Origin of the sequence: Streptomyces sp. WI03-4A (assembly GCF_033792105.1) — a bacterium.
GTDB classification, from domain to species: domain Bacteria; phylum Actinomycetota; class Actinomycetes; order Streptomycetales; family Streptomycetaceae; genus Streptomyces; species Streptomyces collinus_A.
The window spans coordinates 1-13,929 of sequence record NZ_JARAUO010000040.1 but is presented as its reverse complement, the minus strand read 5'-3'; the positions used below and the strand labels follow the sequence as shown (position 1 = coordinate 13,929).

Sequence of the window (13,929 nt, the reverse complement as noted above, 5' to 3'; positions counted from 1 at the left end):
CCGGGCGGACGGGAGAGTGGAGGCACGGCAGGGAGCGCGGCCCGGCACCGCCGACACGGGGCGGCGGAACGGCGTCCGCGCCCTCGCCGCTCCTTCCGCCGATCCGTCGGCGGAAGCGAGACACGGGGGACCCGCGGCGGACCACCACGGGGGAACGGGGAAGCGGGGAAACGGGGGCTCGGAGGGGGCGCCGGTCCGGCGGCGGACCGGCGCCCCCTCCGCCCGCTCGGCCCGCGCTCCGGCGCGCGCGGCCTCAGCGCCTCCCGCTCACCCGTCCCTGGAGCAGCCGGGACAGCGCGGCGTGGACGTCGTCCAGGGAGCGCTCCGGCTGGAAGGACTTCCAGTCCAGGGCGGCCACCAGCACCATGCCGACCAGCGCGGCCGCGGTGAGCTGGATGTCGATCTCCCCGCTGAACTCCCCGGCCGCCACCCCGTCGCGCAGCACCCCCTCCACGACGGCCACGGCCTCCTGCCGCACCACCATCAGCGTGGACTGCCAGGCGCGGTTGGTGCGCCACAGCTCGGCCACGTAGAGCTGGGTGAAGGCCGGGTAGCGGTCGATGAAGACCAGGCCCGCGCGGACCATCGCGTCCAGCGCGTCCACCTTGTCGCCGCCCTCGGCCGCGGTCCGCTCGGCGGCTTCCCGCAGGGAGGCGGTGAGCAGGCCCACGCCGTGCCGCAGCAGCTCCTCGAAGAGCACCGACTTGCTCGCGAAGTTGTAGTACACCGTGCCCTTCGCGACCCCGGCCCGCTCGGCGATCTCGTCCACGGTGGTGGCGGAGAAGCCCTGCTCGGCGATGAGCGTGACGGCCGCCTCGTAGAGCTTCTGCCGGGTGGCCTCGCGGCGCGTGCCGCCGCCGGTCGTGGCGCTGCTGCTTTCCATGGCCCTGATTGTCACAGGTACGCGCGCGTGCGGGGACTTCCCCCGGATCACAGGCTCAGCTCCGGGTGCAGCCGGTCCAGCGTCCACACCTGGCGGCGCCGGGCCGCGAGCGCTGTCAGGGCGAGGGCGCCCGCGGTGAACGCGGTCAGCACGGCGCACGCCTGCCACACCGGACCGAGCCCGCCGCCCGTGATCAGCCGGCGCAGGGCCGCCACGATGTAGCTCATCGGCAGGAACGGGTGGACGGCGTTGAAGAACCCGGGGCTGGTCTGCACCGGGTAGGTGCCGCCCGCCGAGGTCAGCTGGAGCATCAGCAAGGCCAGGACGAGGATCCGGCCGGCCGAGCCGAAGCGCGCGTTCAGCCACTGCACGAGCGCCGCGAAGCAGGCCGCCACGAGGAACAGGAAGCCGACCGTCCCGGCCGCCCGCACCATCCGCAGCCCGATCGCCCAGTGCAGCACGGCCATCAGGGCGGCCGTCTGCAGCACGCCGACCGCGACCACCGGCAGCCAGCCGGCCAGCGCGATCCGCCAGGCCGGCGAACCCGCCGCGAGGGCACGCCGGTTGAGCGGCGTGATCAGCATGTAGGCCACCATCGCGCCCACCCACAGGGACAGCGGGATGAAGTACGGGGCGAAGCCGGTGCCGTAGTTGCCGGCCTTGTGCAGGTCGTGCGAGGCGAGCTGGACCGGGTCGGCCATCACCCCGGTGCGCTTGTCGCGGCCCTGCTTGTCGTAGTCGGGGATCTTCTTCGCCCCGTCGTGCAGACCGCCGGAGAGCTTCCCGGAGCCGTCGACGAGCTTGTACATGCCGCCGTTCAGCGTCTGCGCGCCGGCGGCGGCCGTGCCGATTCCCTGGTCCAGTTTGTCCGCGCCCGTCTCGGCGGTGCCGAGCCCGGCGTGCAGCTTCTTGGCGCCCGCGGCGACCCGGGCGGCGCCGTCGTTCAGCTTGTTGATCCGGCGGACGGCGTCGTCCACGTCCTCGTAGAGGTGCGGTGCGCGGGCGGACAGGGCCCGGGCCTGCTTCTGGAGCGTGCCGAGGTTGGCCCGCATCGTCTTCAGGTCGCCGTCCTGATCGGCGATCAGGGTGTTGAGGTCGTCGGCGACCTCGGCCACGTCGGCGGCCGCCTGCCTGGCCTTCTTCAGGTCGGAGCAGGCGGGGTCCGGGACGACGGCGGTCTCGCAGCGCGCCTTGTAGACCTCGTCCAGGGCGGCCGAGGCGGCGTGGGCGGTCTTCGCCGCGCCCGGGGCGAGCTTCACCAGGACGGCGAGGTTGTGGCGCACCGCGTCGGCCGAGTCGGCGACCAGCCGTGCGGTGTCCCCGATGGTCTTCTCGTTGCCCTTGAGGAACGGGCCGGCCTTTGCGTAGACGCCGTTGACGTTGTCGGCGAGGGCCTGCGTGCCGTCGGCGACCCGTCGTGAGCCGTTCTCCAGGTCGCCCGCGCCCTTGGTGAGCTTCGTCAGGCCCGTGGAGAGCTTCGAGCTGCCGTTCTTGGCGTCCTTCAGGCCGTCGGCGAGGTCCTTGGAGCCCTTCTCCGCCTTTCCGAGGCCGCCCTTGAGCCGGTCGGCGCCCTCGGCGGCCGTCACGGTCTTGTCGTGGATGGAGGAGAAGGAGATGAAGATGCGGTCAAGGAAGGTGCGGGACGCCTTTTTGGACGCGGCCGAGCGGACCTCGCTGAACACCGACCGGGAGATCTGCCCGACGATGTAGTTGTTCGCGTCGTTGGTCCGCACCCGCAGCGCGCCCGGCCGGGGCGAGTCGCCCGAGCTGGAGGCGATCCGCCGGCTGAAGTCGGACGGCATCGTCAGGGACAGGTAGTAGGTGCCGTCCTCGACGCCGCGCCGGGCCTCGGCGTCGCTCACCCGGTGCCACTCGAAGGTCCGGCTCCCGCGCAGCCCGTCCACGAGGTCGTCGCCGGCGGTGATCCTCTTCCCGCCCGCCGTGGCGCCCTTGTCGTCGTTCACCAGGGCCACCGGGATGCGGTCGAGACGGCCGTAGGGGTCCCAGAAGGACCACAGGTACAGGGCGCCGTAGAGCAGGGGCAGCACGAGCAGCGCGACCAGGGCGGCGCGCGGCAGCTTCCCCCGCCCGAAGCGCCTCAGCTCAAGCGCGGCGAGCCTCGGCGAGCGCATCGGCCGCCTCCTTTCCCGCGGTGGAGACGCGGACGCAGTCCTCGGGAGCGGTGCGGCACACGGCCACGACCGTCGTCCCCGCGCGCGTGAGGGAGCGCAACAGCTCCCAGACCTCGGCGCGTTCGCCGTCCGACAGCTTCATCTCGACGTCGTCGACGGCGATCAGCCGGGGCGCGCCGAGCAGGGCCAGCGCGAGGGACAGCCGCAGCTCCTGCGGGCGCTCCAGGTCCCGTACGGCCGTCCGGGAGCCCTTGGGCAGCGTCTCCGGGTCGAGCCCGGCGGCGGCCAGGGCCGCGTCGACGCGCAGCCGTGCCTCGTGCCGGCGCTGCGCCCGCGGCCGCCTCAGCTCGCGCAGGGAGTCGCCGAACCTGCGCTGCACCAGGGCGCGCTCGCGCAGGTGCTCCCCGACGGTCAGGGCCGGTTCGAGGTCGGTGACCCCGGCCACGTTGGCCACGGCGCCGATCCGGCGCACGGCCGCCATGTGCCGGGGAAGTTTGAACTCGCCCACCGTGGCGACTCCTTCGGTGGGCTTCATCCGTCCGGTGAGCGAGAGCAGCAGACTCGTCCGGCCGGAGCCGGACGGTCCCTCGATGGCGATGAGCGAGCCGGGCTCCGCCGCCAGGGTGATGCCGCGGAAGGCCCACCCCCGCGGCCCCTTGAGTCCGAGCCCGTCGGCCGTGACGTGCACGCCGTCCACAAGCCCCCCTGCGTGCTAGACAATATTTGAACTGACTGGTCAGTGCAAAAATACGCCCGAACCTACGATCGAGGCAAAGGCGCAGGTCAGATCGGATTGTCAGTGCCATACCTCACGATGGGCACATACGGCACCCGTGCCGTCACCCAGACGACAGGAGGTTCGTCATGGCCAACTCGTCCGCAGCCGCCGCCCACCGGCGCCGCGCCACCGGCCCTGCCCCCTCACTGACCGGACCGGCGAGCGACGTCCACCCCGTGCTCCGCCGGGCCACGGCCCCGCCCGCCGCCCTCGACCTGCTCGCCCAGGCACGCGCCGGACTCGAGGAGGCCGACCGCCTGGAAACACCCAACGAGCGGTACGCCACGGCCCACCTGGCCGCCCTGCGCACCGCCGCCGCCGTGCTCGCCGCCCGCGGCCGCCCGGAGCCGTCCCCGCGCCGCCGGGCCCGGATCCGCAGCGCCTGGGAGGTGCTGCCCGAGATCGCCCCCGAACTCACCGAGTGGAGCGCCCTCTTCGCCTCCGGCGCCGCCCGCCGCGCCCGCGCCGAGGCGGGCATCCAGGGAGCGGCCGGCCGGCGCGACGCCGACGACCTGATACGCGACGTGGCGATGTTCGTCCGCATCGTCGAGCGGATGCTGGTGCTCCAGCCCGTCCTGCCCCAGCCCCGGCAGGACGCCGACGAGTCACCCGGGCCGCCGGCCCGCGGTGACCTCCCGGACGCGGGCTGACCCGAGGTGTCCGCCGTACGAGACGGACACGGGCGCCCGCCCCCGTGATGACCGGCCACGGCGGCGGAGGCAATAGGGTGGACAGCGCCTGAAGCCTTCCCTCCACCCGCGACCGGGCCGGGGAGGCACCCCGTTCGCGCCGCCGGGCAACAGGCGGTGCCGCGCCGAGGAGTCAACTGACGTGTCGGACCCGATGCGCCCCCGCGCCTCCCTCCGTACCGCCGTGGTCTGGGAGGTCCTTCAGGACGCCCTCGACCGCCGGGTCAAGGCCACGGGGCGGGACGCGCTGGACGTCCTCGACACCGGGGGCGGCAGCGGCAACTTCGCCGTGCCGCTCGCCCGCCTCGGGCACCGCGTCACCGTCGTCGACCCCAGCCCGAACGCCCTGTTCGCGCTGGAGCGCCGCGCCGCCGAGGCCGGCGTCGCCGACCGGGTCACGGGCGTCCAGGGCGACGTCCACGGCCTGTTCGACGTCGTCGGGCGCGGCGGCTACGACGCGGTCCTGTGCCACGGCGTCCTGGAGTACGTGGACGACCCGGCCGAGGGCATCCGCAACGCGGTCGCCGCGCTGCGCTCCGAGGGCGTCCTCAGCCTGCTCGCCGCCGGTCTCGGCGGGGCCGTCCTCGCCCGGGCCCTGGCCGGCCACTTCAAGGAGGCCAAGCAGGCCCTGGAGGACCCCGAGGGCCGCTGGGGCGCCGGCGACCCGATGCCGCGCCGCTTCACCGCCGAGCAGCTCACCACGCTGGTGGAGGACGCCGGCCTCCGGGTCGGTGCCGTGCACGGCGTACGGGTCTTCGCCGACCTCGTGCCGGGCGTCCTGGTCGACACCGAGCCCGGTGCCCTCGACGCGCTGCTGAGGCTGGAGGCCGCGGCGGCCGAGCTGTCCGCCTTCCACTCGGTGGCCACCCAGCTCCACGTGCTGGGTGAGACACGAGGGGCGCCGGAGGCCTGAGCGCACGGCGGGACCGGTCGCTGATCAGGGGCGCGACGGCACATGGAGTACGCCACAAGCCCCCCGATCGAGCGGTTTGCGCCGTATGATCGAGGCACACCGTCCGGCATGACGGGTCGGCCGCCGGGGAATGGAAGCCTCAGCGAGCCGGGACGCTCATGGCGGATTTCGGTTGGCCTGTTGGCGTAGAGGGGCGGGTTTCACGGGGGCGATTCCCTGCCTATCCTGAAGGGACCCCCCGGGTCGCCCCGGCGACCGCACGATGAGGAGGACTCCGTGCCGCTCTCGGAGCACGAGCAGCGCATGCTCGAGCAGATGGAGCGAGCGCTGTACGCCGAAGATCCCAAGTTCGCGTCGGCGCTTGAGGGAAGTGGGCTGCGGACGTACACCCGGCGGCGGGTCTACCAGGCGGTCGCGGGCTTCCTCGTGGGTATCGCGCTCCTCATGGCCGGAATGGTGGCCAAGCAGATCTGGGTCAGCGTGGTGGGCTTCCTCGTCATGTTGGGCTGCGCCGTCCTCGCCGTCACGGGCTGGCGCAAGGCCCCCAAACCCGGTGAACAGCCCGCGGCGGGCGCCGTACGCAGCCAGGTGCGGCCCAAGCGCTCCATGATGGACCGGATCGAGCAGCGCTGGCAGCGCCGCCGGGACGAGCAGCAGGGCCACTGACGCCACAGACATCCGTGAAGGGGTGACCACCACCAGGTGGTCACCCCTTCACGTGTCCCTGCGGCAGGCCCGGGCACGCGCCCGGGCCCTTCCCTCAGCCCTGCTGCCCTGACGGCTTGCGCAGTGCCGGGCGGGCCGCCGCCGCACGCGCCCTGACCGCGGCCCACCGGGCCGCGAGCGCCCAGAGCACCCGCGCGGCGGAGCGCGGCGCGAACAGCGCCCGCAGCCGGGTCCGCCGGCCCGCCGCGCCGTTCAGCGCGGCGATCACCCGGCGTACGTCCTCGGCCAGACCCGCCGCCGGGCGCGGCCGCGGCGCGTACAGCACCTGCTCCAGCGCGTCCGCCACCCGGTGCACCGCGGCCCCGGCCACCGGGTCGAGGTGCCCGAGACGGACGATCCGGGCGGCCGCCTTGCGCGCGGTCTGCGACTCGTCCGGCGGGATGCCGAGGTCCCAGGCGCTGTCCGTCAGCTCCTGCCAGGCGGCCAGCGTGTGCGTCGCCGCCCCTTCCTCGGTCCGGGCGTGCGCGCCGAGCCGGACCGACCGCAGCCGTGTCCGCCACAGCATCGGCGCCAGCGGGACCGCCAGCGCGGCCAGCACGGCCAGCGCGATCAGCCCGAGGCCCAGCAGATGCCAGGAGTCCCCGCCACCGCTGTGCGCCGCCGCCGCGGCGGACGGGCTGTCGCACGCGTCCAGCTTGCGCAGCTTTGCGCTGCAGCTCTCGCTCTCCGAGGCCGACGCCGAGGGTGCCGGGGAGGCGTTCCTGGACGGCAGCGCCTCGTCCGGCTGCGAGGTGCCGGGGGTGTCCGACTGGGTGTACGACGGCACGGTGCCCCGGGTCGGGGTCGGCTCGAAGCGGGTCCAGCCCACGCCCTCGAAATACAGCTCGGGCCAGGCGTGCGCGTCCTTCAGGGACACCGAGACCGAGCCGTCCGCCTGCGGGGTGCCGGGCGCGAAGCCCACCGCCACCCGGGCCGGGATGCCGAGCGTGCGGGCCATCGCCGCCATCGCGAAGGAGAAGTGGACGCAGAAGCCCTGCTTCTTCTCCAGGAAGTTCGCGATCGCGTCCGGGCCCCGGCCGACCTCCACCTGGGTGTCGTACTGGAAGCCGCCGTTGACCGCGAAGTACTCCTGGAGCTTGACCGCCTCCTCGTAGTGGCTCGCCGCGCCCGCGGTGACCTCCTCGGCGGTCCTGGACACCACCTTCGGCAGCCTGGACGGCACCTTGGTGTACTCGCGCTTCAGGACGGCGGGCGGCTGCCCGGCGGCGGCCAGCTGCTCGGCGGTGGGCTGCACGTGCAGGCTCTTGACCTGGTAGGTCTCACCCCGGGTGTTCTGCCCGTGGTCGCCCACCAGGGTCATGCCGGCCGGCTCGTACCGCCAGTTCCCGCTGATCCGCACACCGCTCGGCGGGTACGGCATCGGCAGCCAGTCCTGCGCGTACCAGTCCGCCGCCGTCACCGTGGTGCGCACCGTGGTCCGCTTGACGTCCGGGCCCAGACCGGCGGGCGTCGGGAAGACGTCCGGCACGTCGACGATGTGCCGCTGGGAGGGCTTCCAGGTGGTGCCGTCGAAGTCGTCCAGGGACACGATCCGCAGGTACATGTCCGACAGATCGCCGGAACTCGTCCTCAGCGACAGCACCCGGCGGTCGTTGTCCACGTTCAGGCTGTCGCGCAGCGACACCAGCGGGTTGACCGCGGAGATCGTGCCGCCGTTCCCGTGACCCGCGCCGACGCCAGCTCCGGTGCCCTCCAGCAGACCGCCCTGCATCGCGGGCAGCGCCAGCGGCACCACCAGGGCGACGCCGAGGGCGACCGCGCCGATCCGCCGCCCGGTGCGCACCGGGGCCACCGCGCCGCCGTCCGGCTCGCCCGGGGCGCGGGCCGGGCCGCCGAAGACCCGGCCCCACTGGGCCAGCCGGTCCCGGCCCTCGGCGAGCAGCAGCATCAGATAGCCGGCCGCCGCGATCAGGAACCACAGCCAGCCGGCGCCGTCGGACAGCCCGGCGGCCACCGAGTACAGCGCGAGCAGTGGCAGCCCGGCCGGGGCCGCGCTGCGGAACGTCACCGCGAGTGTGTCCACCAGCAGGCCGATCACCAGGACACCGCCGACCAGCAGCAGCTTGATGCCGTCGGTGAGCGGTGCCGGGATCGCGTACCGGCCGACGTCGTCCGAGCCCTGCCGGAGCAGGTCGGCGAAGTGCCCGACGGTACCGGGACCGGGGAGGACCCCGAGGACCGCCTGCTGCCGGGCGAAGACCAGGGTCAGCAGCATCAACGTGACCGCTACCTGCGCCGCCACCGTCAGCGGCCGGGCCAGCGGCACCCGCCGGGCCGCCGCCCCGACGCCGGTCTGCACCGCGACCAGCAGGACCGCCTGGAACAGCCAGGTCGGCTGGTCGACCAGGGGCAGCAGCGCGCACGAGGCCATGAGGGTGGCCGCCGCCGCGCACAGGGCCAGTCGTGCCCGCCCGCTCATACCGGTGCCTCCCCGCTCACGGAGGTCAGCCCGGAGCGTTCCCGGTCCGCCTGCCGCCACAGACCGTTCAGCGAGGCGCCGCGCGGCACACCCAGCGCCGTCCAGCCCGCCTCGCGCAGCATGCGCAGCCGCTCCGCGGGCCGCTCGCCCGGCCCCGGCACGTCGGTCGCCTCCCGCGCCCAGGTGCCGGGGTCCAGCACGAAGGCGACGGCGGCGCCGCTGCGCTGGCGCATCCGGGCGACCACCGCGGCCTGATCCTCGTCCAGGTCTCCCAGGAAGGCGACCAGCAGTCCCTCGTTCCCGCCGCGCAGCAGGTCGTACGCCCGGGACAGGCCGGTTCCGTCGGAGTGGTCGATCACCGCCAGGGTGTCCATCATCAGCCCGGCCGCGTCCGCGGAGTTCTGGCCGGTGCCCGCGAACCCGTCGGCGCCCTCCCCGGGCACCGAGCTGCCGTTGTCCGTCAGCAGCCGCACCGTGAAGCCCCGCTCCAGCATGTGCACCAGGACCGACGCGGCGCCCGAGACGGCCCACTCGAAGGCCGAGTCGGGGCCGGCGCCCTCGTAACCGATGGCCCGGGTGTCCAGCAGGACCGTGCAGCGCGAGCGCCGGGGCTGCTCCTCGCGGCGCACCATCAGCTCGCCGTAGCGCGCGGTGGAACGCCAGTGCACCCGGCGCAGGTCGTCGCCGTAGCGGTACCCGCGCGGGATCACGTCGTCCTCGCCCGCCAGGGCCAGCGCGCGCTGCCGTCCGTCGCCGTACCCCTTGGCCTCGCCGCTGAGCCGGACCGGAGCCAGCGGGTCCACCCGCGGGATGACGGTCAGCGTGTCGAACGTGGAGAAGGCGCGGGTCAGCTCGCACATCCCGAACGGGTCGGTCAGGCGCAGCTGCAGGGGGCCCAGCGGATAGCGGCCGCGCAGGTCGGAGCGGACCCGGTAGGACACCTCGCGGCGGCCGCCCGGCTCCACCCGGTCCAGCACGAAGCGCGGCCGGGGCCCGAGCACGTAGGGCACCCGGTCCTGGAGCATCAGCAGCCCGGTGGGCAGCCGGGAGACGTTGTCCATCCGCAGGTGCACCCGGGCCTCGGCGCCCGCGGGCACGCGCGCGGGGGAGAGCCGGCGGTGCCCGGCCACCCGGTGGCGGGTGCGGTGGAGCACGCCGGCGCAGAGCAGGGGCAGGACGGCCAGCAGCAGGCCCACCCGCAGCAGGTCGCTCTGGCCCAGCACGTACGCGCAGATCGCGGCGGCGATCCCGGCGGCCAGGAAGGAGCGCCCGCGGGTGGTGAGCCCCGCCAGGGCCGTACGGATCCCGCCCGCCTCCCCGCGGTCGGCCTCCGCCTGCCCGGCCCCCCCGGCGCTCATCACAGACCCCGCGGGGGCTGCTGGGGATAGGCCGGGATGGTGCGGCCGAGGCCGCCGAAGCCCGGCTGCTGGCCCGGTGCCGCGGGGACGGCCGTGTGCTGGATGATCTCCTGCACGACCTGTTCGGCCGTGCGGCGGTTGAGCTGCGCCTGGGCGGTGGGCAGCAGCCGGTGCGCGAGGACCGCGACCGCGAGCGCCTGCACGTCGTCCGGCAGCGCGTACTCCCGGCCGGCCAGGGCGGCGGACGCCTTGGCGGCGCGCAGCAGGTGCAGCGTCGCGCGCGGGGAGGCGCCCAGTCTCAGGTCGGGGTGGCTGCGCGTGGCCGCGACCAGCTCGACCGCGTACCGGCGCACCGCCTCGGAGACGTGCACCCCGCGCACCGCCTCGATCAGCTTCACGATCTCGTGCGCGTGCGCCACCGGCTGGAGGTCCTCCAGCGGGGAGACGCCGCCGTGCACGTCCAGCATCTGCAGCTCGGCCTCGACGCTCGGGTACCCGACCGAGACCCGGGCCATGAAGCGGTCGCGCTGGGCCTCGGGCAGCGGGTAGGTGCCCTCCATCTCGACCGGGTTCTGCGTGGCCACCACCATGAAGGGACTGGGCAGTTCGTAGCTGTGCCCGTCGATGGTGACCTGCCGCTCCTCCATGGACTCCAGCAGCGCCGACTGGGTCTTGGGGGAGGCGCGGTTGATCTCGTCGCCGATCACGATCTGGGCGAAGATGGCGCCCGGCTTGAACTCGAAGTCCCGGCGCTGCTGGTCCCAGATGGACACACCGGTGATGTCCGACGGCAGCAGGTCGGGCGTGAACTGGATACGCCGCACCGAGCAGTCGATGGACCGCGCCAGCGCCTTGGCCAGCATCGTCTTGCCCACGCCGGGGACATCCTCGATCAAAAGGTGTCCCTCGGCGAGCAGTACGGTCAGCGAAAGCCGTACGACCTCGGGCTTGCCCTCGATCACACCCTCCACCGACCTGCGCACCCGCTCCACAGTGGCGGTCAGATCAGTGAGGCTCGCTCGATCGTCATAGGTCGTCACCCGGCCCTCCTCGGCCCGTTCTTACTCGGGCCGACGCTCTGCGATGCGAAACCGGCCCACCCCGAAAACACGGACACCGCGTGGAAAAGGTTCCACGTGACGTCCACACCCCGCATTCTTGCTGCCGTTACCGATTCGTGTCACTCGCCTGTGGACAACTGCCCGCACTATGTCGGGCTTGCGTTCTTTTCGGCGGGCTCTCGCGGTGCGGTGGCGCGTTCAAGCCGGGTCGATCTCGCGCAGCCGGCCGGTCGTCACGTCGAAGACGAAGCCGCGCACGTCGTCGGTGTGCGGCAGGAACGGCGAGGTGCGCACGCGCCGCATCGACTGCCGCACGTCCTGGTCGGCGTCACGGAAGGCCTCCACGGCCCAGGACGGGCGCTGGCCGACCTCCATCTCCAGGTCGTGCCGGAAGTCCTCGGTGAGGGTCTGCATGCCGCAGCCGGTGTGGTGGATCAGCACGACGCTGCGGGTGCCGAGCGCGCGCTGGCTGATGGTCAGGGAGCGGATCACGTCGTCGGTGACGACACCGCCGGCGTTGCGGATCGTGTGGCAGTCGCCGAGTTGCAGGCCGAGCGCCCTGTGCAGGTCGATCCGGGCGTCCATGCAGGCCACGACCGCGACGCGCAGGACCGGCCGGGCGTCCATGCCCGGGTCCCGGAACGCGGCGGCGTAGTGCTCGTTGGCCTCGACCAGGCGGTCCGTGACGGTGCCCCCGCCCGCGGTGGCGCCGTCGCCGGACCCGGTACCGCCGGACCCGGTGTCTGCGGACCCGGTGGGAGCTGCTGCCGAAGTCGTCATGGCCACGACACTACTGGTCACCCGAGGTCCCGGCCGGGTGGGAGAGCGGATGAAGTACGTCACCGTGGCGCGTGGTGAGCTGATCCACACGGAGGGCAAACAGGGCCCGCGAGGGTGAATCCGCCCGAAGTGCGGACCGTGCCGGGATGCGGTACGCGACGCGCAGGCCGGTTGATTGACCGCGCGACACGGTGGACTAAAGTGGCGCGAAGCGGGAGGCGCGGCTCTCCCTGCTGGTGAAACCCCAGGAGACCCCGGCACGACACCCGGACCGTCTCCCCGCGTGCGCGGCGCGTACGTACGGCTCGGCCTCCTCCCGCTCCCGGTCGGCTGACGCTTCCGGCGCCGGCAGGCCACCCCTTCACAGAGCGGGCGGGGACCCGGCGGTGCGTACCGCCCGCCGGACCTGAGAGGCCCCCTTGAGCCAGAGTCGACACGTCCCGGTGATGCTCCAGCGGTGCCTGGACCTGCTGGCACCCGCGCTGGAGCGGCCGGGAGCGGTGGTCGTCGACTGCACCCTCGGCCTCGGCGGCCACAGCGAGGCGCTGCTGACCCGGTTCCCCGAGGCGCGGCTGATCGGCCTCGACCGCGACAAGGAGGCACTGCGGCTCTCCGGCGAGCGGCTCGCCCCCTTCGGTGAACGCGCCACCCTCGTGCACGCCGTCTACGACGAGCTGCCCGAGGTGCTGGACCGGCTGCGCGTCCCGCGCGTGCGGGGCGTCCTGTTCGACCTCGGTGTCTCCTCCATGCAGCTGGACGAGGCCGACCGGGGCTTCGCCTACGCCCAGGACGCGCCCCTCGACATGCGCATGGACCAGACGACCGGCATCAGCGCCGCCGAGGTCCTCAACACCTACCCGCCGGGCGAACTGGTGCGCATCCTGCGCGCCTACGGCGAGGAGAAGCAGGCCAAGCGGATCGTCTCCGCCATCGTCCGCGAGCGCGAGAAGGAGCCGTTCGACAACAGCGCGCGGCTCGTCGAGCTGATCCGGGACGCGCTGCCGCAGGCCGCCAAGCGCACCGGCGGCAACCCGGCCAAGCGCACCTTCCAGGCCCTGCGCATCGAGGTCAACGGCGAACTGTCCGTCCTGGAACGGGCGATCCCGGCCGCGGTCAAGGCGCTCGACGTCGGCGGCCGCGTCGCCGTGCTGTCGTACCACTCGCTGGAGGACCGGCTGGTGAAGCAGGTGTTCGCGGCCGGCGCCGCGTCCACCGCGCCGCCCGGACTGCCGGTCGTGCCCGAGCGCTACCAGCCGCGGCTCAAGCTGCTCACGCGCGGTGCCGAACTTCCCACCGAGGAAGAGATCGCCGAGAACCGCAGGGCCGCCCCGGCCAGGCTGCGGGGCGCCGAGCGGATCAGGGAGGACGCCGAGTGAGCGGAACCGGGTCGGTTGGGTTTCCGGACGCACCCGTCGGCGCGCCGGAGCCACCGGAGGACCAGTGAGCAGGAAACCCGAACTCAAGGGGAGGGCGGCCCGGCTCGCCCGGCTCTTCCCGGTCGGCCGTGCCCGGGCGGCCCGCGCCCCGTTCGTCCTTCTCGTCGTCCTGCTGCTCGGCGGCGGTCTCATCGGGCTGCTGGTGCTGAACTCCGCCCTGAGCGAAGGCTCGTTCAAGCTCGACGCCCTGCAGAAGCGGACGAAGAACCTCACCGACGAGGAACAGGCGCTGCAACGGGACATCGACGCCTACTCGTCCCCCGACGCCCTGCAGCGCCGCGCCCGTGAGCTGGGCATGGTCCCGGGTGGTGACCCGGCCTTCCTCGGTCCCGGCGGCACCGTCAAGGGCGTGCCGAACGCGGCCGGTCCCGAGCCCGCCGCCCTCACCGACCCGCTCGCCCCGGAGAGCATCGCCCCGGCCGCAGGACCCGGTGCCTCCGCGAGCCCCGCCACCTCGGCCACCCCGGCGCAGCCCCCCGCGGACCCGGCGAACCCCGCGGACCCCGCGGTCCCGGCGAACCCCGCGGACCCGGCCGACCCCGCGGCTCCGTCCACCCCCACCGCCCCGGCCCAGGCGCCCGGCGCGCCGGCGGTCGTGGCGCCGCTCACCACCCTCCAGCCCGCACCCACCCCGACCCCCGGCAGGTGACGGAAGTGTCCGACAGGGAACCGCCGCGCCGCCGCGTGCCCGGCCCCGCGAAGCCGCCCCGTCCGAGGGGCCCCGTCCGGCGCCAGCCCGGGCCCGGCGCCCGGC

The 13,929-nt window shown here is 74.0% G+C and carries 12 protein-coding genes; 5 read left to right on the top strand and 7 right to left on the bottom strand.

What is annotated here, in order from left to right; all coding sequences use genetic code 11:
• Window positions 1-253: 253 nt before the first annotated feature.
• Genes PV343_RS31110 through PV343_RS31100 form a run of 3 tightly spaced genes read right to left on the bottom strand, consistent with a single transcriptional unit; the run spans window position 254 to window position 3,712 of the window.
• Entirely contained in the window at window positions 254-883 is a 630-nt protein-coding gene (locus PV343_RS31110) for a TetR/AcrR family transcriptional regulator (RefSeq protein ID WP_319150381.1), read from the bottom strand.
• 47 nt (window positions 884-930) lie between these two features.
• A complete protein-coding gene (locus PV343_RS31105; protein ID WP_319150380.1) occupies window positions 931-3,015 on the bottom strand; it encodes a YhgE/Pip domain-containing protein in 2,085 nt (694 codons plus the stop codon).
• Window positions 2,987-3,712, bottom strand: a complete 726-nt coding sequence (locus PV343_RS31100; protein ID WP_319150379.1) for an ATP-binding cassette domain-containing protein — start codon at window positions 3,710-3,712, stop codon at window positions 2,987-2,989. Before PV343_RS31100 ends, PV343_RS31105 begins: the two co-directional genes overlap by 29 nt.
• A gap of 167 nt (window positions 3,713-3,879) precedes the next feature.
• On the opposite strand from PV343_RS31100, the gene PV343_RS31095 reads away from it, so the two are divergent.
• The 3 genes from PV343_RS31095 (at window position 3,880) to PV343_RS31085 (ending at window position 6,061) form a co-directional block, all read left to right on the top strand.
• Entirely contained in the window at window positions 3,880-4,443 is a 564-nt protein-coding gene (locus PV343_RS31095) for an SAV_6107 family HEPN domain-containing protein (RefSeq protein ID WP_319150378.1), read from the top strand.
• Window positions 4,444-4,624: 181 nt separating this feature from the next.
• Window positions 4,625-5,395 (top strand): methyltransferase, encoded by a 771-nt coding sequence (locus tag PV343_RS31090; RefSeq protein ID WP_319150377.1) that lies wholly within the window; start codon window positions 4,625-4,627, stop codon window positions 5,393-5,395.
• A 276-nt stretch (window positions 5,396-5,671) separates the two neighbouring features.
• Complete coding sequence (locus PV343_RS31085) at window positions 5,672-6,061, top strand: DUF3040 domain-containing protein (protein ID WP_319150376.1); 390 nt, start codon at window positions 5,672-5,674, stop codon at window positions 6,059-6,061.
• 94 nt (window positions 6,062-6,155) lie between these two features.
• Here PV343_RS31085 and PV343_RS31080 read toward each other — a convergent pair whose 3' ends face one another.
• The 4 genes from PV343_RS31080 to PV343_RS31065 all read right to left on the bottom strand — a co-directional run bounded on the left by PV343_RS31080 (window position 6,156) and on the right by PV343_RS31065 (window position 11,739).
• The gene (locus PV343_RS31080; protein WP_319150375.1) at window positions 6,156-8,540 is read right to left on the bottom strand and encodes a DUF3488 and transglutaminase-like domain-containing protein; all 2,385 of its coding nucleotides are present in this window, start codon (window positions 8,538-8,540) and stop codon (window positions 6,156-6,158) included.
• A complete protein-coding gene (locus tag PV343_RS31075) occupies window positions 8,537-9,898 on the bottom strand; it encodes a DUF58 domain-containing protein (RefSeq protein ID WP_319150374.1) in 1,362 nt (453 codons plus the stop codon). Before PV343_RS31075 ends, PV343_RS31080 begins: the two co-directional genes overlap by 4 nt.
• Window positions 9,898-10,938, bottom strand: a complete 1,041-nt coding sequence (locus PV343_RS31070) for an AAA family ATPase (RefSeq protein WP_319150373.1) — start codon at window positions 10,936-10,938, stop codon at window positions 9,898-9,900. Before PV343_RS31070 ends, PV343_RS31075 begins: the two co-directional genes overlap by 1 nt.
• Window positions 10,939-11,157: 219 nt before the next feature.
• Window positions 11,158-11,739, bottom strand: a complete 582-nt coding sequence (locus PV343_RS31065; protein ID WP_319150372.1) for a beta-class carbonic anhydrase — start codon at window positions 11,737-11,739, stop codon at window positions 11,158-11,160.
• 419 nt (window positions 11,740-12,158) lie between these two features.
• On the opposite strand from PV343_RS31065, the gene rsmH reads away from it, so the two are divergent.
• Together rsmH and PV343_RS31055 are read left to right on the top strand one after the other, a co-directional pair.
• On the top strand, window positions 12,159-13,115 hold the full coding sequence (gene rsmH / locus PV343_RS31060; protein WP_319150371.1) for a 16S rRNA (cytosine(1402)-N(4))-methyltransferase RsmH: 957 nt from the start codon (window positions 12,159-12,161) through the stop codon (window positions 13,113-13,115).
• A 64-nt stretch (window positions 13,116-13,179) separates the two neighbouring features.
• Window positions 13,180-13,824 carry a septum formation initiator family protein gene (locus PV343_RS31055; protein WP_319150370.1) on the top strand — a complete coding sequence of 215 codons (645 nt, stop codon included), beginning with the start codon at window positions 13,180-13,182 and terminating at the stop codon, window positions 13,822-13,824.
• The last annotated feature ends 105 nt before the right edge of the window (window positions 13,825-13,929 follow it).